Source organism: Thermogutta terrifontis (assembly GCF_002277955.1).
In the GTDB taxonomy this organism is placed as follows: Bacteria; Planctomycetota; Planctomycetia; order Pirellulales; family Thermoguttaceae; genus Thermogutta; species Thermogutta terrifontis.
This window is the reverse complement of the sequence record NZ_CP018477.1, coordinates 2,623,198-2,644,078: the sequence shown is the minus strand read 5'-3', so window position 1 is coordinate 2,644,078 and position 20,881 is coordinate 2,623,198. Positions and strand designations below refer to the sequence as shown.

Below are 20,881 nucleotides of genomic sequence, written 5' to 3'. Positions count from 1 at the left end.
TGGAGCCCTCCGACACTGGCTATCGAAATGCAAGTATTCAGGCTGTGAGAACACGTGAGGCCAACTATGGTGATATGGGATGCAATTCGGATCTTTTTTGCGACGCTGTTTGACAGGGAAACGGCTCGCCGGGTGCGAGAAGTCCTGGAAAAGCGTCGCATCGGTGAGAGGCCGAGCGAGGCTCAGCCGGCAGAGGCAGTTCTTCCCAAACCCGCGGTCCAGCCGCTGAAGCCAGCTCCAGGGAAGGCGGCGAAGAGCGAGGCATTGATCCTTTTGGAAACGCTTCAGCGTGAGGCGCGATTTGTAGACTTCATTAAAGAGGACCTTAGCGGATACAGCGACGCTCAAATCGGCGCAGCAGTTCGCGATATTCACCGAGACTGTGCCGCCGTGTTGGAAAGACTTTTCGCTATCCGACCCGCTATCGATGTGCCGGAAGGGGCAGAGTACGTAATCCCCGAAAGTTTCGACTCCGGGCGGATTCGCCTGGTGGGAAACGTGCACGGTGGTCCACCATATCGAGGGCGGGTCACACATCACGGTTGGGAGGCCACAGAGTGCCGTCTTCCGGTCTGGACAGGCACGGAAGCCTCGGCGAGGATTATCGCTCCGGCGGAAGTGGAAGTCGGTGGGCCGTAGTTCTAGATCCGCTGCGCGTCAATCCGATCTCTCGGACCTTGCTGCCCCATGCCCGGGTGTGGGACGTACCTGTGGTGCCTAATTGAGCGAAATGAATTGTTCGGCGTCGAACAATGGATGTGCCAAACACCTCCGTGCGATAGGCGTTCCGAGAGGACCCTTTATCAAGCCCGGTGGAGATTGGACGAATCGTATCGAACCACGAGGTCGCTCCGGGCTTCGGAAGAATTTCTCAACCCACGACTTTATGAGAAACAGCCTCGGGAGGTTGCCCAATGAGTCCCCAATTTGTGGTCGGGATTGACTTGGGAACGACAAATTCTGTTCTCGCATATGCTCCGTATGAGGTCGACGAACCCAAGCTGACGGTTTTGGAGATTCCCCAACTTGTGGCGCCCGGAGTTATCGAAACCCGTACCACACTCCCGTCTTTCCTTTATCTTGCCCGGGACCATGAAATCTCAGCGGGGACGCTCGATTTGCCGTGGGCGCAGGGGCTGACTTACGCAGTGGGAGAGTTTGCCCGCCGGCAGTCGGCCGACGCACCCGAACGCACTGTCTCGGCGGCCAAATCGTGGCTGTGCTACAGCCGGGTGGATCGACACCAGCCGATTTTGCCCTGGAACGCTCCTGCCGAAGTTCCTCGGATCTCGCCGGTGACTGCTGCGCAGCGATATTTGGAGCACCTGATCGGAGCATGGAATCACGCTTTCCCAGAGGCCCCCATAAAGCAGCAAAAGGTCGTACTCACCGTGCCGGCTTCGTTTGATGCCGCGGCGCGGGAATTGACCCGCGAAGCTGCTTTGGCAGCCGGACTACCGGAGGATCTGATCCTTTTGGAAGAGCCTCAGGCGGCGTTGTACGCCTGGCTGGGAGACATCGGTCCCAAGTGGCGAAAGCTACTTAAAGTAGGCAATCAGGTCCTCGTTTGTGACGTGGGAGGAGGAACGACGGACTTCACGCTTGTTCGGGTGGAAGAACAAGACGGGGAGCTGACGCTCCAGCGTGTGGCCGTGGGAAATCACCTCCTCGTGGGTGGCGACAACATGGACCTCACTCTTGCCCACTTTGTCAGCCAGAAATTTGCTGAAAAAGGGATTGCACTTGATCCCTGGCAATCCGTGGCTCTCTGGCATTCATGTCGGGTGGCAAAGGAGACACTGCTTGGGGAGAACCCTCCGGCGCAACACTCTGTAACAATCTTGGGACGTGGCAGTCGATTGATCGGTGGCACAATTTCGGTGGATATCGACAGAGAAAGTGTGGAGAAACTATTGGTGGATGGTTTCTTCCCGGTGTGCGAGATTTCGGACCGGCCGGCCCGTCGCCGAGTTTCTGGATTCCGAGAACTCGGCCTGCCGTTTGAGACCGACACTGCGGTGACCCGTCATCTGGCGGCGTTCCTCCAGTCCCACGGGGAAGGCCAGGATTTGCCCGTTCGCCCGACGCATGTGCTTCTCAATGGCGGTGTTTTCAAGGCGGCGCGATTCCGCGAGCGATTGCTCGAGGTTTTGACTCGTTGGTTTCCCGATCAGCCTCAACCGACCCTGTTGCCGGGACTTCACGATCTCGATCACGCGGTGGCCAAAGGAGCGGCCTATTACGGCTGGGCGAAAGACCATGGCGGCGTGCGAATTCGCGGGGGAACTGCTCGCGCGTATTACGTGGGAATTGAAACGGCAGGACCCGCTGTTCCGGGAATTCCACGCCCGCTCCATTTGCTCTGTGTGGTTCCAATAGGTATGGAAGAGGGCACATCCATCGACATACCTTCCGAGGAAGTCGGTCTTGTGGTCGGAGAGCGGGTCGTTTTTCGCTTCTTCAGTTCTTCGGTGAGGAAGCAAGACCGGCCGGGAGACGTGCACCAAAGCTGGTCGCCGGATGAAATAGAGGAGACTGACTCGCTGGAAGCGTGTCTGCCTGCGGAAGACGGACGGCCTGGTGACTACGTGCCGGTGCGCTTTCAAAGCCGCGTGACCGAACTGGGCGTCCTGGAACTATGGTGCCAGAGCACTACGAGTGACCAGCGGTGGAAGCTCGAATTCAGTGTTCGAGAAGACGCTGATACCGATGTGTGAGCAACTTTCAGCGGTGTTTTGCCATTCTGGCCGATGATAAGCGATGCATCACTCGGAAATAACCGAACCTGTTGCCCCGCGTTTTGTCGTGGGGATCGACCTGGGAACCACAAATTCAGCGCTGTGTTACGTGGATAGCGCCGAGTCGCCCTGGCGGGTGCGCGTCTTTCGGATTCCACAACTGGTGGCCCCCGGCCAGGTGGAGGAACGGGAGACGCTGCCATCATTCCATTACGAACCTGCGCCTGGCGAGTTTGATCCAAAACTGCTCCGCTTGCCGTTTGGTCCGGTTCACCGGGACTACATTGTCGGGGTGTTCGCTCGAGATCACGGTGCAGAAGTCCCCGGGCGACTCATCAGTTCTGCCAAATCCTGGCTTTGCCATACCGGAGTGGACCGAACAGCACCGCTGCTTCCCTGGCATGGAGCACCAGATGCCACCAAGCTGTCTCCGGTGGAAGTTTCTGCCCGCTATTTGGAACATCTCCGTCAGGCCTGGGACAGCCGCTTTCCCGGATATCCGCTGGCCGAACAGGACCTTGTCCTTACGATTCCGGCTTCCTTCGATGAGGTAGCCCGACAGTTAACAATCAAGGCGGCGGCGCAGGCAGGGTTGAAACGTGTCACTCTTATTGAAGAGCCACAGGCTGCTTTCTATGCATGGATCTATCGCCACAGCGAAGACTGGCAGCGCTATGTTCGGCCGGGGCAGAAAATCCTTGTGTGCGATATTGGGGGTGGGACGACCGATTTCACGCTCATCCGGGTCCGAGAATCCAGGGACGGAATGGTCCAATTCCATCGGGTAGCGGTGGGGGAGCATCTCATTCTGGGCGGGGATAATCTGGACCTTGCCCTTGCGCACCATATTGAACGAAAGCTCAATCCGGATGAGCCCCTCGACCCTCAAACATGGTCGGTCTTGGTCCGACGTTGCCAGTTCTTAAAGGAAAAGCTGTTGAGCGAACCGGCGCCCGAACGAGTAACGGTGACCCTGCCCGGGCGGGGTTCGCGGGTTATCGGTGCAGCCCGGCATGTCGAATTGACCCGGGACGAAGTGCTTGAGCTTGTTTTGGACGGATTCTTCCCACGGGTGGAGTTAGATGCCAGGCCAGCGCTTCGGCGGTCCGGATTCCAGGAATTCGGCCTTCCGTTTGCCCCTGATCCTGCGGTGACGCGGTACCTGGCAGCGTTTTTAACGGCCCATCGTTTTGTGGCCCTGGATGGAGAGTGCTCGGACCACGATCCTGCGCGGCCTGATCTGGTGCTGTTTAACGGGGGGGTCTTTTATTCCAGCGCTATCAGACGGCGTGTTATTGAAGTCATCACCCGATGGTTCAGTACCGACCAAAAGCCCTGGCAACCAACTGTGCTGGAAAATGAGCGGTTGGACCTGGCGGTAGCGCAGGGAGCGGCTTATTACGGTATGGTACGGCGCGGCGAAGGCGTGCGAATATCAGCCGGCTTAGCCCGCACGTACTACATCGGTGTGGCCATGTCCGAGGAGGAGTTACAGCACCTGGCCGCAACGGCGGAGGCAGCTAAAACCGAGCTCGCCGAAAGCGAACCTGCCGAACAGCAAATGTCCAGGGAGGATCAGGCAGGTGAATTGCAGGTGGCGGAAAAATTGGCGGCAGGCGTCTGTGTCCTGCCGGCAGGAATCGAGCCTGGGGACGAGGTCCATCTGGCGGAACGTACGTTCCATCTGCGCATTGGGGAGCCGGTTGAGTTTCCGGTGTATTATTCGGGAACTCGATTGACCGACCCCGCAGGTGCGCTGGTCTTGGTACGCCCTGAGGAGTTGAGCTCATTGCCTGCGGTACGCACCATTCTCAAGGCCAGTTCCCGTCGGGAGGCGCCGAAGGATATCGCTGTAACGCTGCATGCCAAATTGACCGAGATTGGCACGCTGGAGATCTGGTGTTCCGAGGTGGGGGGGCACGGTCGGTGGAAACTGGAATTCGATGTGCGGTCGGCTGTCCAGACGGATCGCGCGCCGCATCAGAGCTCCGCCGAGCAGGAAGGAATCCTAGAAGAAGGCCTGGCGGAAAAGGCCCTGGAGTTAATTGACCAAATTTTCGGCCCGGAAGGAACGGAATCCCCAGGCGCTCTCCTTAAGAAATTAAGCGAAGCAACCCGCATGAACCGCCGTGACTGGCCCAGCTCTTTTCTGCGAAGGATTTGGCAGCGGCTGATGGAAAACGAAGCTGGGCGGCGACGCAGTCCTGAACACGAAGCCCGATGGTTGAACACTCTGGGTTATGCCCTTCGGCCGGGTTATGGACTGGCCGCCGATGACTGGCGAGTCGCAGAGACGTGGCGCGTTCTTCAGGGCAAGCTGGTACATTCCACTGCTGCGTGTCGGGCTGAATGGTGGATTCTCTGGCGTCGTATCGCGGGAGGTCTCACGGCGGGTCAACAGCAAGCGCTGGCCACCCCGCTGATGGCGTCGGTGCGCTCGCTTCACCGACAGCAGGTGCAGGGAACAGGCAGCACCGACTTTCCCTACGCAAGCCATGAAGGTGCGGAAATTTGGCGGCTGCTGGGCAGTTTGGAGCTTCTACCCCTCAACTGGAAAGTCGAATTGGGACAGATCATTCTCGACCTCCTTCCCAAACGCCGCTTTCAGCAGGCGCTCTCGGCTTTGTTGTGGACACTCGCTCGATTGGGCGCCCGTATCCCGGTCTATGCCCCCTTGAACTCCGTGTTGCCCGAGGATGTCGTGACCGTGTGGATCGAACGCCTCCTACGTTTGAAGCTTCCTGAGGAAATTCCTCCGTACGTGCTGATGCAGCTTGCGCGCAAGACGGGTGACCGTTACCGCGACGTCCCGAACAAGACCCGGCAACGCGTCCTCACATGGTTTGCAGACAGAAACACTCCTGAACATCTCGTGCGACTCGTGGCAGAGGGAGGCACTCTCGAAGAGACGGAGCAAACCCAGATCTTCGGTGAAGAGTTGCCGCGCGGATTGCGTATACTCTAAGTTCGCACGGAGCTGAACTGTCAGCTACGTGAAGAAAGGAAGTCATCAGAAAAGGGCAGGAAGGCCGGGCTCGCGGATTTGTCGCCGACGTCTGGCTAATCCGTTTTTAGCGTTGCTTTTTCGTTGAGCCGTTTCAGTAAGACTTCCGTGGCAGCAACAGCCCGCAGGCGCAGTTTGTCAAGATCGTCAGCCATAAGCTGGAGAGAATGAAAATCTCGCGCCTGTTGATACATCAGTTCCGTAAGTTTTTCGTAGTTTTCATTCCACTCGAGCCACAGCCGCAGTACGTTCACGATTTCGTCTGTTGGAGAGCTCTCATCACTAACGGAGGACTGCCGAGACGCGTGTAAAGTCTGGGATGGCGGGGAGCCGGAGACGCCCGAATCGCATGGGCCCAATTGAGTCCACAATGGTGGTCCGGGATGACTTGAGGGGCTTTCCATATTGGATACCATTTTCCGTCCTCCGTGACAGACGGGAAATGTTGGAGGTTTTAGAGAACGATCCCACGTGACTGTTGGCGAAAGTTGAAACTCCGGATAAGCGGCATGCCTCGATGCCTCTTCATGAGAAATCCTACAAATTGCCGCTGGATTCGCAGAAAAAATGGATTGAGTCTCTGCTCAACGACCCCCGAGGCCTGGAAAATAGCCGTAGTAATTCATAAAGTAGCCACCCGTCGGGGCGGCACGGCCCACATAGCCACCACCGGACTGGACCGGACTTTCCATTTGCCGAAGTCGCTGAGAAATCTGGCGATTTGTCTGCTGTTGCTGGATCATGGGTCTGACAAGGGAGTAGTAGTTGCCAACCCGACCAAACGCACCTTCTGGGCGGTAAAGGTTAATGTAAGGGCTGACACTGGCTGGGGGTGAATAATCTGAAAACGGCCGTTCTATCGGTCGAGTTGGAGCGGCCCCCCAACCCCCGCCTTGGGAGCTAGACAATCCCGTCATATATGCCGGAAAAGGACCCCCAGCCAAGGCAGCTTCCCCGCTGACCCAGCCGCCTCCGCTCATTTGAAGACGTGATGGGCTCGCGGGCATTGTGGGCGGCAACGGCATTTCGGAGCGATTCGACTTACCACGCGTGCTTTCCATTCGTGAGGTGTCAGCAGGTGTCGGCAAACCGCCAGGCTGGGATGGCGTTATCACAGGCGCAGGCTCAGGCAAACCGGCGGTGGGAGACGGCACGGAAGGCGTCAGCGGTGGCGCGGGAGGACCCACGGTCCCCGGACCGGACACGGCATTACTACCCGTCACTTGGGCCGACGTGTTCTGAGCCGCAGCGATTAACGTGGCGGCGGCCAGCGCTACACAGAAAGTTTGGATGCACCACCGAGTTCGCATAATGAGTTGTCCTGACATGGTGGCCGAATGTTGCCGCTGCATGGCACCCACCTCGTGCTATCTTCAATGACCATTAACGATAATCACAGTGAACCGACGTTCCAACTGCCCGTGTGCCCTTTGCATTTTATTCCTGTCTCGTGGCACCGGTGAGATCAAACCATCTTGCCTTTTCAATCACGAGGTATCCAACTTGCTGCGAGTCGTGAGCTTTTGATTATTTGACACAGGTGTTGGCCGGACCGTTTGCGGCCGTCTACGCGCCTTATTGGCTTAGCACAAGTTTCGTCCTACTCCGTTCACCCGCCTACACCTCAGAATCCGCTGCGGGTGCGGTTATATCCACGGCCCATGGTCTGCAGCGAGCGAACTGTCGAGGCCCCCAATCCCGTGAACCCGAACAGCCGCTCCACCGGCGATACCATCTTGTCGATCCACGTACTGAAAGCGATCATGTCATCGTGGGCAATGAAAATCCGATCCCCGGGCAAAATCTGATAGTTCGTCGCCGTGTTTCCGCCCCGGGTGATGGCATTCCAGTCCACCGGCAGAATCTGTTCGCAGCCGGTCCCTGCGGGGGACGGTCGGGCAATCCAGATCCGCTTGCTGGAGACCTGCGAAATCCCGCCCACCTGGGCGATCGCGTCGAGCACCGTCTCGTTGCCCGTGCAGGGCAGGCGGATCACGCTGTCGTCTTCTCCCGGTCCCTCTGTGATCACGTAATACACTTTGCTGTTGTAGGCCAGCACCTCCAGAGACACCTCGGGAGAATCCAGAAACTGGCTGAGATGGCGGCGGATGGCCTCGCGGGCTTCCGGGATCGTCAGCCCCGCCACATACACCGCCCCATATTGCCGGAGGTTGATCGTGCCATCCGGGGACACCAAATAGACCCCGCTGATTGGTTGGAGGCCACTCGCCCGCGCAAGTTGCACCGAGACCTCCGGTGCCCGCAGAATCTGCCGCAGATGGGCCTCAATGGCCCAGCGGGCTTCCGCCACCGTCATTCCCACCACCCGCACGGAGCCATAAGCCGGACCGAGATTCACCGTCCCTTCCGCCTCCACCATGTAGTAGCCGCTGATGGGCTGATCAATGAGCGTGCCGATGACGTCAATTTGAAGTACGTCATACACTTCCAGCCGGTAGGGGGGCAGGGGAACCATCTTGGGGACCTCGATCTGCACGACGTCCGGCGGTTCCAGGCAGTAAGCGGGCAGAGAAACCTTGGCCAGCTCCCGCGGCGGTTCGAGCTCCGGCTGGGCGGCCCTCTGCTCCAAGCCGCGGTCATAGAAGTCCATCGTTCGGCAACCTGGAGAAGAGAGCAAACCCAGGCAACTGCAAAGGGCGAGCCAGAAGACCGTTCGGCCCGTCAAGCCGGGATATTTGGGTTGCCTGAGGTATTGAGGGGCATTATGGCAACGGTGTTTCATGGTTCGCATGGGGCCCTCGTGGGGTGAAGCGAGCCGGAATCGCTTCGACAAAACCATCATTTTCGGCAATGCTGCCGTAGTCGTCGCTGTCGGAATAATCGGCAAAGTTTTCCAAAAACTTGGTGGAAATTTCTCGGGTCGCCAGCTTCCGGCAGGGAAAATAGTCCATTCGTACGGTGTTGAACCACTAGACTGAGCTATTTGACGAGGAAAAGTTGGTTGGGGGTATCTGCTGGCATGAGCGCGGGTACAAGGACACCTGCTTTGACAAGCTCGCGAAATTGCGCTGGTTGCACAAAATCGGTGAATCCATAGTTGCCGGGCGAGCGGTAACGGGCAATTTCAAGCCAGTTCACGTAAACATAAGCGATCTTCTGTATTTTTAATTCATGACGAATTTCCTCGGGAGGTTTGCCTTTTGTCATACGTTCCCAGGGTTGGTCATCAAAGCAGGTCGCATACAGGACCGGCATTCTCAAGTCGAAGACGGCCGCTTCTCCAACGGACAGTAACTTAGCATCGTGGGGAAGTCGAGAATAAAGCTCATTGAGTAGCACGTGTTCCTGGCCTATGCGCCCCGGGTCATTCCATAACTCGGCCAGAGGTGCGAGGAAACGGTTGTAAACTGCGGCACCACTGGTGACGACAAGCAAGCTCCACAGAATCGCTGTGAGAACAACCAACCGACCGAGCCAACGAAGGCGGAGTTCACCCAACGTCGCAAAGCCGGGACCACACAAAACGCACAGGAAGGGCAACATAGGAAGCCAGAATCGATCAATCCGGTGTGTGAAGAACCACCAGATGAGAAAGATCCATCCAACCTGAACCAGGGTGTGAAAGACCAGCCTGTTTCTCCGGAGCTTCACGGCCCCTAGTACTGCGAACGGTGCCACAAGCGCCCCCTGCCAGTCGCTGGTGAGAGTGACCCTCAACAAGTCTTTGGCCAGAGTAAATGGTGAAAAGCCGGGCGGACTATGCACGCGATGCCAGCGCGCGGCTTTCGCGGCGTCCCAAATGTGCCCGTCAAACAAAGCATATCCCATAGGGTAAACGGGATTGCCCGCCAGAACGAGATTCTTGAGGTACCATCCCCCGCCTGCCAGACCCAGGCCGAGAACGAACAGGAAGATGCCAATTATCAGTGTTTTGACGTCTCTCACATTTCTCCACAATAGGCGACCAGCGAGAATTGCCATCGGGACGGCGCCGTACGCAAGGCCCGTGTATTTGAGCGAGGCGGTGCCACCTGCCAGGAGACCTGCGGCAAATATTGCGGACAGCTTTTGAGTTCCCTCTGGGCCAACGTCTCCCACTGCCGACTGAGGAAGTTCCAAAGTGCCTTTCGCGTCTGTGCTGGGCGAAAAGAACTTCCCGCCTCTTTTGGCCAACTCGCTGCAACCAAGCGTTTCCCAAATCACTACAAATCCAGCGAAAACCATGACAGCCAGTGCGACGTCCACAAGTCCCGCGGCGGACACCGATATGACCCAGGGCGTGGTGATGAATATGCCGGCCGCCGCCAGCCCCGCCACCGAACCGAAATAACGGCTTGTAAAGACGGACACCAACCATGCGCCAGCCACGGCATATAAACCAAGGATCAACTTCCCCGCCAGTGCCCCGGTCCAAATATCGCCCAACAACACCATCGCACCCAGGACATGCATCTCGGCGCCCAGCGGCATATTTGCGTAAACATTGTGCGGAAGAAAGGTAACGGCACCTATCTGGAAAAACTCTTTCGGAGCCTGAAGATGGTATTCCCGCACGTCGAAGTCCGTAGGCGGTAAAACCGCTGCCAGTACCAGCAGTGTTCCGAACACGATCAGTGCTCCCGTGAAAATTAACCTGTCAGGGAAGGTTGACGCATCGCCGGAGTCTTTCCGCCCCGTCGCGTTTGAATTGCTGGAACGCATGAACCACTTTAAGCCCGCTCCCCTAGGATTCCACACTCTCTGCGCAAACAGCTTGCGCAGGAGCGTCCAAGTGGCTACAGCGAGAGGGACTACCACCCAGAAGCGCAACAGCCAGCGCGTCCAGTACAATCCGACGAGGCCACTAATCAGAATCAGGTGGGATGAAACCGCAAGACCAATCAAAATGGCCAGCGGGCCATTTTCCCCGCGGATTAGCCTATTTTCAAGCCGCAGTCCCACGAGGATCCAGCTTCCCCACCAAAATGCCGCAAAAAGCATGATAAATGCCGTTGCCAGGGCAGGAATCCGGTCACCCAAGGCTATTTCGCCGTGCGATCCAGTCCACTGAGAAACAATCTGATCCGGCAGGAGAACCAGTGGAAAAATCTCGAACCGACGGACGGGACGTTGAAAAGCCTCGGAAAGTGGCCGCCATTCGCAGGCATAAAAGCCGAGGGTATAAGCTACAATTGCGAGAATGACGAACCCACGAATCGCACGGGTTCGGAAAGCGACTGCGGCCTGCCAGGGAAACCTGTCGCGGTTTTGATGCGGTATCTCTCGCTTGGATCCCGTTTTTTTCATTCTGTGCGACAATCAGGTAAAATGAGTTTTTTCGACAAAGGCATTGACTCCCCCGATCCTTTCTCAAAGTAGCATACCGGCGAGGCGTCTTCATCATGGCACAGGCAAAAATAGAGGGCATTTTTACCCCGAACATGGTCCCGTTGGATGATCGCGGGAACATCTGCGAGTCTGAACTGCGGCGGTACATCGATTGGCTTATCGACCGGGGTGTCCATGGACTGTATCCGAACGGATCCACGGGGGAATTTGTGCGTTTCACACCAGAAGAACGACGCCGCATCATTGAAATCACAGTGGATCAGGTGGCTGGGCGGGTCCCCATTTTAGCCGGGGCAGCCGAAGCTAACGTCAAAGAGACGATCGCCACATGCGAGTACTACGCACGACTCGGCGTACGTGCCGTAGCGATTGTATGTCCCTATTACTACCGGGTCAGTGTGGACAATATCTATCAATACTTTTCCGAAATCGCTAAGCACAGTCCCGTTGACATCACGATTTATAACATTCCCTGGTTGGCATCTCCTCTCGATCTCGACACGATTATTCGGTTAGCAGAGGAGCATCCGCGGATCGTAGCAATTAAGGATTCTTCGGGAGATCTCCCGCAGATGATGCGGATGCTCACTGCCATTCGCCCCAGACGGCCGGAGTTTAGCTTTTTGACAGGTTGGGATGCCGTGCTTTTTCCCATGCTGTTGATCGGATGTGATGGCGGCACCAACGCAACAAGCGGGGTGGTGCCCGAGATCACGCGAGCAATCTACGACGCTGTCCGCCAGGGGCGAATGGATGAGGCAAGACGCTGGCAATACAGGCTGCTGCGTTACAATGACTGTCTTTTTGGAGCGAGTGACTTCCCCGAGGGTTTTCGCGTAGGCGTCGCCTGCCGCGGGTTTCGGATGGGAGTAAGTAGGCAGCCCCTTTCCGAACGCCACCGGGAAAACCTCAACCGATTACGACTTGAGCTTGCCCAATTGCTGGCGGAAGACGGACTGGAGGAAGAGAGCTTCCTTGGTTCAACACCTGCGAAGGAGAGTCCCTTTGAGTACAAATCGGTGTCGCCCGATTCATCGACTTTGCCAACCGTCATTGGATCGCCCAGTCAGGTGGAAGTCGAACGGCTCGTGCAGGAAGTGGTAGCTGTTCTGACACAAAAGGCAACATGGCCCGGCCAGTGAGGGAGGGATACAATTTCGCTATGCCCATGGGAAAATAAAAGGATCATGTCCATCGGGGGCAACCCCGCCTGCGAATTTTGTGTCGGTGACGACGGTTAGCCAGCGACAACACTCAAGCCGGTCCGGGTAACAGTAATGGAATGGAACTCGGACCGGTGGACCCGGGTACCCATTGGACGTGTCTTCGAGCGGGTGCGTTGTCGCCGGACGCAGCCGGAAAAGGAGTCAGCCTTGGCAGCCGAAAACTTGTTGGAAGTGCATTGGTGGCATTGGGCAGCCTTTCTCGGTGGCATCGCCGTCCTGCTATTTTTAGACCTGGTCGTCTTTCATCGCCATGACCATGCGCCAAGTCTGCGCGAATCGTTTTTGTGGTCCGTGTTTTGGATCGGGCTGGCCCTCGTGTTTAATGCGTTCGTCTGGTGGTGGGGCTGGCACCTTCACGGATCTTCCGAAGCAGGCGTCAAGTTTCTGACGGGGTTCGTGGTGGAAAAATCGCTCTCTGTTGACAATTTGTTCGTCTTCGCGGTGATCTTCCGCTATTTTGGGGTATCCATCAAATACCAACATCGGATTCTTTTCTGGGGGATCCTCGGCGCCATCATTATGCGGGGAATCTTCGTGGCCGCTGGGGTCAGCCTCATTCAAATGTTCGAGTGGGTTCTATTGGTTTTCGGTGCGTTTCTGATTTACACCGGAATTCACCTGGCCTTCTCCAAAAAGGAGAACGTTCATCCCGAGAAAAATGTCGTGCTTCGCTTCGCCCAAAGGTGGTTTCGCATCAGTCCCGAACCCATTTTCGACCATTTTTTTGTACGGCGGAATGGTCTTCTGCATGCCACGCCGGGGTTCCTGGTTCTCCTCGTGGTGGAAAGTACCGACGTGCTCTTTGCGGTGGACAGCGTCCCCGCCGTCATCGGCATTACCCGCGACCCATTTATCGTCTATTCCTCCAACATCTGGGCAATTCTTGGGTTGCGGGCATTGTACTTCCTCCTCGTTGGCGTGTTGGACCGCTTCGAGTACCTGCATTACGGTCTGGCGGCAGTGTTGTCCTTCATTGGTTTGAAAATGGTGGGTGAGTACGTGGGGCACCACTACTTCGATCTTCATGGGCGTCTCATTGATCCCTGGGTCTCGTTGGCGATCGTGGGTGGTATTTTGGGCATCTCCTTGTTGCCGACATTCTTCGTGAAAGGTAAATCCACCGAAAGCAAGCCCGACGAACCCCGGCCACTGCAAACAACCCCATCGCCTGCCGAAGCGGTGCGCGAGGAGCGGCGATGACACCGATGAAGGCAGCCGGAAAACACAGCCCACCATGGTGATACAATTGGCATAACCTCTTTGATCATCCAAAATATCCTTGCCACTGTTCGATATCAAAATCTGGATCGAATGGGCGAATTGGTCGAGCTCGACCCGCAGCGGTTCCATGGATAGGCATCGCATTTATCTCCGGCAGCCTTGGATTGTGTCTGAGTCGCGCGAGGGAAAAATCTTGCAGCGGCGTTTTCACACTCCCTCGGGGTTGACTGATAGAAGTCGGGTGTGGCTCATTCTGGAGTCAGTGCCAGCTCCAGCGGATGTCCAGTTGAATGGAAGGATGATCTGTCTGGAGGAAAACCGGCCAAATGGGGGCGACCAATCGGTGTATCGGGCGGACATTACCGACCTTTTGAATGCGAGCAGCAATTTGGTGATCATCCGCTTTCATTTCCGGGAAGCATCGTCCCAGTTTGGAAGTGTGCGGAAAGGGTCGGAAGAGTTGCCGGGTGTGGGGGGAAAAGTTTACCTTGAAATATGGGAAACGTAGGCGCTCTGTCATGAGCTGCAATAGCCGCGGCCAGGAAGCACGCTCTTGGTTTCTCAAAATGACACGGTGAGCGGTTTTGCATGAAGAACGGTTGGTACGCACGTCTCCAGTATCGGTCGGCGCTTGTGATCTTCGCTATGTTTTTTGTATCGATAGCCCGGGGGGAGTCTCCTGGGTCGCCGGGGCCAGAGGAGGGAATGGCTTTTGTCGCGGCCATGGAATCGGCGATTATCAACGCCGTGGAGAAAGCGGAAAAGTCCGTGGTGGCAATTGCTCGGGTACGTGTCTCACGACCGGGGGAAGTGTTCAATCTAGAGCCAAGACTCGATCTTTTCGGGCGGCCTCTGACACCAGCGCCCCGACTCCAACCTGGAGATTCCGATTTTGTCGCCACGGATTATGCGGCTGGTGTTGTTGTGGATTCCGATGGGCTGGTTCTTACGTTGGCCCAGATTATCGCTGATGACAGCGAGTACTACATCACTCTGAATGATCGCCGTGTGTTCCGAGCCACTGTCAAAGCTGCAGACCCACGAAGCGATTTGGCGGTCCTGGCAATTCCTGCCCATGACCTGACGCCGATACCGCTCGGCGATGCGAGCAAACTTCGCAAGGGGCAAATTGTCATCGCCTTGGGGAATCCCTACGCCATTGCGCGCGACGGTCAGGTGTGCGCGAGCTGGGGAATTGTGTCGAATCTCGGTCGCAAAGCGCCAGCTTTTCCATCCGATCAGGAACCCACCGGGAAACCGACTCTCCATCATTTTGGCACGCTCATTCAGACGGACGCCCGGCTGAGTTTCTCCACGAATGGCGGGGCTCTCATTAACCTGAGCGGAGAAATGGTGGGAATGCTCACGGCACTGCCGGCCGTGGCCGGTTTTGAAACAGCGGCTGGCTATGCCTACCCGGTCGACGAGACATTTCGGCGGGTGCTCAACCACTTGAAGCGAGGGGAAGAGGTGGAGTACGGATTCCTTGGTGTTCAACCAGAAGGGCTGACTCTGGAGGAGCGAGCATCCGGAAAAAATGGGACGCGTGTAGGCCGGGTGATTCCCGGTGCACCGGCCGAGAGGGCGGGCATACGGCCCAACGACATAATCACATCGGTGAATGGACAAAGAATTTATGATGAAGATGGACTGGTGCTTTCAGTGGGGCGGCTTCCAGCTGATGCCTCCGTCAATCTGGAGGTTCTTCGGGAAGGTCGTCAATTCAAACTGGAAGCGCGACTCACCAAGTATCCTGTTCGAGGAAAAAAAATAGTGACAGCGCCGCGACCCAAGTGGCGCGGGATGGCGGTGGACTATGTTTCCGCCATCACGGTTGCTCCCGAGAGTTTCTGGCAATTTCCCCGCACTCTTGAGGCCGTTGGTGTGGTGGAAGTTGATCAGAATAGCCCTGCGTGGAAGGCCGGGCTTCGTCCCGGCGCCCTCATCTCCCATGTTAATGGAATTCCGGTGAAAACCCCCCGCGAATTCTTTGAGGCCGTCAAATCGATACAAGGTCCGGTACGGCTGGGCCTCGTTCCTGATGGGTCCGATGACTTTCAGCCGGTACGCACCGTGGAGCCGTAGGCCCTCTAGCCAGAATGCCTCAAAACACGACTCGGAAGAGATACCCGCTCCTCCGTCTCAATTCTTGGAGAGATCCTCAATTGCCCGCGCTATCGCCCGACGGACTTCTTCCACCCGTTCTGGATGGGGAAGCATCCTTGTGGAATATCGGCCGCCAGGGTTAGGTATCAACACAAGTTGACGGGCTTCGGTGAGCGCCTTCTCTGCTTCCTTGGTATCCCGACCGCGCGTTTTGGCTTGGTCGATTAACTGACTCAACAGAACAAAATACTCGTAGTCCTCCACACCCTCTCGAGCTTGTTCCAAACGGATCGAGCTGACTAGGCCATCATAACCGATTGGCTGACCGGGATAGATCAGGTAACCGTCGCCATTGGGATATCGTACCCAATACGATTCGCCCGGCCGATCACTTTGATGGATGAAGGAATGCCAGCCGAACTCGTAGGGGTTATAGGTGTTCCATGCGACACCCCAGAACTCATAGGCGGAAACACCATAGTGGAAACAGTAATGCGGTAAAAGGCGCTCCACAGCGCAATAGGGTGTGTCGATACACATCTGCCCATCGGTGGTATACCAGATTTTGGCTCCCTTCTCGCGGATGGCTGGAAACTTTTCCGGTGGCACTCGTCCATCGTGACCAAGGCCCCACACGGTGATACAACCATCCCATTCTGGAACATGCTCCCAGGTGCTCGAATAGATGGGGATGGACGGATCAACTTCGTGGATCATCGCACAGAGGGCCTTCATCTGCTCTTTGATTTCGGGAAGATGCGCAAATGGTTCGTCCGAAATGTAGAGAGTTATGCGATCCGCCCAACCTCGCTGTTTTATGTGTTCCCAGTACGCTCGCAGACACGCCTGGTAAGTCTCCTTGTATTGTGGCCTCAAAGCCGAACGATCCACTCCTTGATAGGGGGGAGCTCCTGGATACGGTCGTTGGCCGAACAGGTCCCGGGGCGGAAATCCCCAGCCAAACAGATAAAAGAGCTGCGGAGCATAAGATGAGGGCAACCCCAGCTTGTCAAAGTACCATTCGGCCACTCGATCGTAATCTGTAAAGTCTGCCACGACCTTTCCGTTTTCAAACCGGATCACGGGGTCGGGACGAATGGCATCCGGACACAAACGCCGCTCGGCCATGAATGCGACGAGCTGAGGATAAATCTCGTCAAAACGTTTCCCCCAGAAATCTCTGCCCGGACCCAGCCGCACGTCGTAGATTGCCGGAAGGGTGGTTCTTTCTGGTAAAGCGAAACCCCAGATTTGGCACCGCAACGGTACCTGTTTCACGATGTTGCCTCCCACGCGAAGCCGAACCTGTCCACGGTAGTCACCGGGACGTGCATCGCGAGGAATTCTGAAGATGATCCAAATTGGCTGGGCTGTTTCAGCCTTAAGATCAAATGTATTCGCAGGCAGGAGGGGATCGGGCCACCAACCCGCCCAACCGTCACTTCCTCGTGACCCCGCAGGGATTTTCCTGTACCAGGCGGGCTCCTCGGAACGAAAGTAGTTGGAGGGGTGGTCGATCGGAACAAACCCCACGACTGCCACCTGGAACTGGTCGAGTTTTTCACCGAGATTGTTTTTGGGCGGGTCGACCTCGACCGTCACTGGGCCCAACGGATCGTGCGACTTCACGACGAATTGGATGGCCTCCCATTCCCCTTTTGCGGCGAAAAGGGACAGTTCCTTCGCCGAGCGGCCCGGCGGATCTTCCCGAAAGACTTTGACGACACTCGGCATCTGCCATAACGCTAATTCGCCACTGGGAAGGGGCTTGGTTTCCCACTCGGCCGCGTCGACCAGCGCGACTTCAGCCACCACAATGGCGTCATGCCATAAAACCCCGGGGACGTTCGTCGTCAAGTGGATCGTCATGTCGGTGGCCTCAGCCGGTGCCCGTACTACCCCGCTGAGTAGTGTCCAATCTCGCGTTCCCGATATTCCTGGTCCGATGCTGGTCATCGCTCCCTGCGCTGTGAGCCGCCCCTGCGCATCGTGAAAGTGTAAATGGATCCGGACTTCACCTTGGCTGACGTTCTGGCATTTGAGCCAGCCCGCCACGAAGTAATTGCGCCCAGCCTTGACGGGAACTTTTTGCTGCCAGCCGTACCATCCCGGCTTGGTGTCATTGCTCACTTCTAAGCGAGCCGACCGCCGTTTCCCTCCAGTGAAAGGGGCGTTCTCCTCGACGGAAAACTTCACACCCGTGACTCCCTCACCGACTCGCATCCAAACCTCGGGCAGTTTTTCACCATCTTCGAACGATGGGTTTTTGACCAGATTTTTCCCGCTGAAAAGGAGCCGTTCAAAGTCACGCTGATGACCGCCTTCGGCAGGCGATCGTTGGTCATCGGCTGTTAACTTCAAATAACGATGCAAAACCGAGCCAGCCGGCAAATCGTCGCTCCACAGGACCCACGTTCCCACCACCAGGCACTCTTTTATGCCTGAGTTGTGTTGCACGATAAAGCTGCCGTCCACGCCTTCGTTTTTCCTGCGAAATTGTTCCAGAGGCAGCGCCACCAAAACATCTCTGGCCTCTTCATCGGCAAATCGAAACACCTTCGCGTGAATCCGCGAGGGCCACCCTCCGTTAATCGCCGCTTCCGCTCGCCAGGGTTCTTCTGCTGCCACTTCTTTGAGAAACCGCTGCTCCGGCCTCCCCACTTTTACGATCCAGGGCGACTGGCCAATGACCTCAAGAGACACATCATCGAACCACGCCTGGCCGGTGCCCCACAGAACTGTGCCCACGCTCAGTGTCGTTGCCTGCATGGGAGCCGAGAATTCGGCCTGAATCTCCTTCCAGTCGTAAGTGCCACCCCCTGCCGAAAATACTGGGGCAATCATCATTGGGTTTGCTTCATTTCCAGCATGCACGTACCATCCCGCGTTTCCCTGGACATTCTCAGCCCTCACCCATGCCCGCAAACGATATCTCGCACCCGGAATGGCGGCGATTCCTATCTGTCGAGTGGCGATCCAACTCGGTGCGGCACCAGGTCGAACGACCGTAGTCACACATTTCGAACCGGAATGGGGATGATCATTCGTCCAGTAGGCCTGGTGGTCAGCGTCCCTGGGGTCGTGGGCCCAGCCGAGCGGTGCTTCGCCGCTTCCGAGTTCCATCCCACCATTGGTCAGAAACGGTCGTTTGGTCCAGTGGTCCGGCACGGCAGTCGCTTTTGGATTGTCCAGGTAGACAAAAAGTCGCGTCATCGAGCCGGCACGGCACTCTATTGGGATGACGAAATACGCACCCGCTGGCAGGACGCCCGTTCCGAGGACTCTTCCCTGACCATCGACCGCTCCCCATAACAGTTCTCGACCGTTCTCCGTGCACACGCGGATTTCACGCAGTTCCCGGCCGGCAATGGGCAATGCCGGCCATGGTCCTTGGTCGCCGGACGTGTTGGCTTCCTCCGGGGAAACCACACGAAACGCCAGGGTTTGCCCCAGAATATCCTCCTGGCTGGTGTTGGAGACTGTGATCGGGATCCGTACTCTCCAGTAATCTCCCCAGTTTAGATACAAAGGGTGATGCCACGCGATCGAGTCAGTGGCCGTTTCCAAATGAGTTATTGGCTCACTTGCCAGCGACGAACGTTGGCTTGCGCTGTCGGTGCCCGTCGCTAGCAAGCAGATCAGTAATAGCCGACTCAATCGGATAAGGCTGGTATTCGTGGCTCGACCGAGCCAATTCCAAGTCAGCATGGGCCGTTCTCCGTTTTGGATTTGGACGATAGGCCACGTCCGAACGAATTTCCTACGGGTTGCCTCAGGTTTCGGAGGGAGGATCGTGAGGGCCGCCTGTCCGGGTGGCGCCAATGGACTTACAGCGCGTAGCGCAGCCGCGAAAAAGCTTCGCCTTTAAAATGCCCGAAAATTCTGTGGCCGGGTTATTATAGGCCAGACGACTGGGAGTCGTAAGTCCCTCCGCGGACCTGAATGACCCTTTGAGCGAGACATCAGGCCATGTTGAATCGTTGAGCGGTTGAGGAGAATGCCGTGAACCGTCTCTACTGGAAATCGCGTTCTAGGCTGCGAAGGTACTCGAAGACTTCTTCAAGGTCCGGAACTTTGACGCCCACCCGCCGACCAGCCCGATCGCACTTGGCAAGAAGTATCAAAGTGTCGAAGTCCTCCGAAGCCTCGAGACGGCGGCGGGCTCGCGCCCCGATGCTTCCATCAAGGATCCCCTGAGCTTCCATGTGATGCTCGATGAGCCAGGCCGTCCGCTCTGTAATAAAACCTTCCAGGGCTTCCAGGCCCGCCTTCACATGGTCTTTGGGGTCAATGGCCTTTCCCACATCGTGCAAAAGAGCTGCGAGAAGAAATTCTTCGTCGTAGGGGGACTCTTCCCGAGCACATTCAAAAACCTGGAGACTGTGGTAAAGAACATCACCCTCCGGGTGATACCTTGGGTCTTCTTTCACCTTCTCCAGCGGCAGCAGGAGGGATTCGTACACGCGGAACCGGTCCACAACCGTCTCCGCGTCGTCCGACTCGATCTCCACCATGAGTTGGGGATGCTCGCGGGCAAGCAGTTTTTCAAGTTCCTCGATTGACGCGCGCTCCATCGGTTTGCCTGTGATCGAGCTTTTGAAGCGGTAGTTTACCAACTCGCTCGGATAGACGGTCAATTCAAACTCAAATTGCCCGGAAACGTGGATGTGCGTGTAGGTCCGTTCCTCCCCGTGTTTGACAACCCGCTTACGAATCACCTCGTGGGGCAGTCCGGCCTGCTCCAGTGTTAGCCGGACCGCTTCCACGCTGTCTGAGAAGACATGGATATCGATGTCCGAGCCACGGCGCACGTGACCGGTGAGGGTGCTTCCCACCAAGCGGGGGCGGAACTCTTTCAGTAACCGCATCATGCGGAGAGCCTCCAGCCGCATTTCTCCTAACTTTTGGACCCGCTTTTCCCCCTCGAAAGCGCGGGCAACGGCCTCGATCTGTTCGCGAATCTCGCGGTTGCTGGGGAGGTCTCCCGGCCGAACGTCGGGGCCAAAAACTCGGCGGGCCGCCTTTAACTTGGCGCGATAATATTCGGTCTCCTCCCGGAAGTACATCAGGCGTGCCGCTTCCCACGCCACACGTCGCCGGAGTTTAGAGTCCCGTTCTCGCATAACTCCCCTGCTACAGGAGCACTTCTTTCCCGTCCTGATTTGTCACACTGGTGGCAGGTTCACCCGACACTCGCTACCGGGGATCATCATGAAAGTTTATCGAATTACTTGCTTTTTTCTGATCAGGTATTAAGGTGCCAATTTGTTGCAATCAAGAAGGTCCGGCTGTAAAAT

Annotated in this window: 12 protein-coding genes; 7 read left to right on the top strand and 5 right to left on the bottom strand. The window is 56.8% G+C overall.

Annotated elements, in window-relative coordinates; translation table 11 throughout:
* The first annotated feature begins 66 nt into the window (after positions 1 to 66).
* The 3 genes from THTE_RS09770 (at position 67) to THTE_RS09760 (ending at position 5,703) form a co-directional block, all read left to right on the top strand.
* Entirely contained in the window at positions 67 to 639 is a 573-nt protein-coding gene (locus tag THTE_RS09770) for a DUF2760 domain-containing protein (protein WP_095415266.1), read from the top strand.
* 275 nt (positions 640 to 914) lie between these two features.
* Positions 915 to 2,717: an Hsp70 family protein gene (locus THTE_RS09765; protein WP_095415265.1), complete on the top strand. Its 1,803-nt coding sequence runs from the start codon at positions 915 to 917 to the stop codon at positions 2,715 to 2,717.
* 43 nt (positions 2,718 to 2,760) lie between these two features.
* Positions 2,761 to 5,703, top strand: a complete 2,943-nt coding sequence (locus THTE_RS09760) for a hsp70 family protein (protein ID WP_095415264.1) — start codon at positions 2,761 to 2,763, stop codon at positions 5,701 to 5,703.
* 95 nt (positions 5,704 to 5,798) lie between these two features.
* Here the strand turns inward: THTE_RS09760 and THTE_RS09755 are convergent, their stop codons facing one another.
* The 3 genes from THTE_RS09755 to THTE_RS09740 form a co-directional block, all read right to left on the bottom strand.
* Complete coding sequence (locus THTE_RS09755; RefSeq protein ID WP_095415263.1) at positions 5,799 to 5,996, bottom strand: hypothetical protein; 198 nt, start codon at positions 5,994 to 5,996, stop codon at positions 5,799 to 5,801.
* A gap of 1,370 nt (positions 5,997 to 7,366) precedes the next feature.
* Positions 7,367 to 8,494: a polysaccharide biosynthesis/export family protein gene (locus tag THTE_RS09745; protein ID WP_168175830.1), complete on the bottom strand. Its 1,128-nt coding sequence runs from the start codon at positions 8,492 to 8,494 to the stop codon at positions 7,367 to 7,369.
* A gap of 188 nt (positions 8,495 to 8,682) precedes the next feature.
* Positions 8,683 to 10,989 carry a hypothetical protein gene (locus THTE_RS09740; RefSeq protein WP_095415260.1) on the bottom strand — a complete coding sequence of 769 codons (2,307 nt, stop codon included), beginning with the start codon at positions 10,987 to 10,989 and terminating at the stop codon, positions 8,683 to 8,685.
* A gap of 95 nt (positions 10,990 to 11,084) precedes the next feature.
* On the opposite strand from THTE_RS09740, the gene THTE_RS09735 reads away from it, so the two are divergent.
* From THTE_RS09735 to THTE_RS09720, 4 genes are all read left to right on the top strand, one after another.
* A complete protein-coding gene (locus THTE_RS09735; RefSeq protein WP_095415259.1) occupies positions 11,085 to 12,173 on the top strand; it encodes a dihydrodipicolinate synthase family protein in 1,089 nt (362 codons plus the stop codon).
* Positions 12,174 to 12,404: 231 nt separating this feature from the next.
* Positions 12,405 to 13,457, top strand: a complete 1,053-nt coding sequence (locus THTE_RS09730; protein WP_207651690.1) for a TerC family protein — start codon at positions 12,405 to 12,407, stop codon at positions 13,455 to 13,457.
* Between the two features lie 148 nt (positions 13,458 to 13,605).
* On the top strand, positions 13,606 to 13,986 hold the full coding sequence (locus THTE_RS09725; protein WP_095415257.1) for a hypothetical protein: 381 nt from the start codon (positions 13,606 to 13,608) through the stop codon (positions 13,984 to 13,986).
* Positions 13,987 to 14,066: 80 nt separating this feature from the next.
* On the top strand, positions 14,067 to 15,563 hold the full coding sequence (locus THTE_RS09720) for a PDZ domain-containing protein (protein ID WP_095415256.1): 1,497 nt from the start codon (positions 14,067 to 14,069) through the stop codon (positions 15,561 to 15,563).
* A gap of 57 nt (positions 15,564 to 15,620) precedes the next feature.
* Here the strand turns inward: THTE_RS09720 and THTE_RS09715 are convergent, their stop codons facing one another.
* Positions 15,621 to 19,292 carry a glycoside hydrolase domain-containing protein gene (locus THTE_RS09715; RefSeq protein ID WP_095415255.1) on the bottom strand — a complete coding sequence of 1,224 codons (3,672 nt, stop codon included), beginning with the start codon at positions 19,290 to 19,292 and terminating at the stop codon, positions 15,621 to 15,623.
* A 305-nt stretch (positions 19,293 to 19,597) separates the two neighbouring features.
* On the bottom strand, positions 19,598 to 20,707 hold the full coding sequence (locus tag THTE_RS09710; RefSeq protein WP_237260114.1) for an HD domain-containing protein: 1,110 nt from the start codon (positions 20,705 to 20,707) through the stop codon (positions 19,598 to 19,600).
* Positions 20,708 to 20,881: the final 174 nt, after the last annotated feature.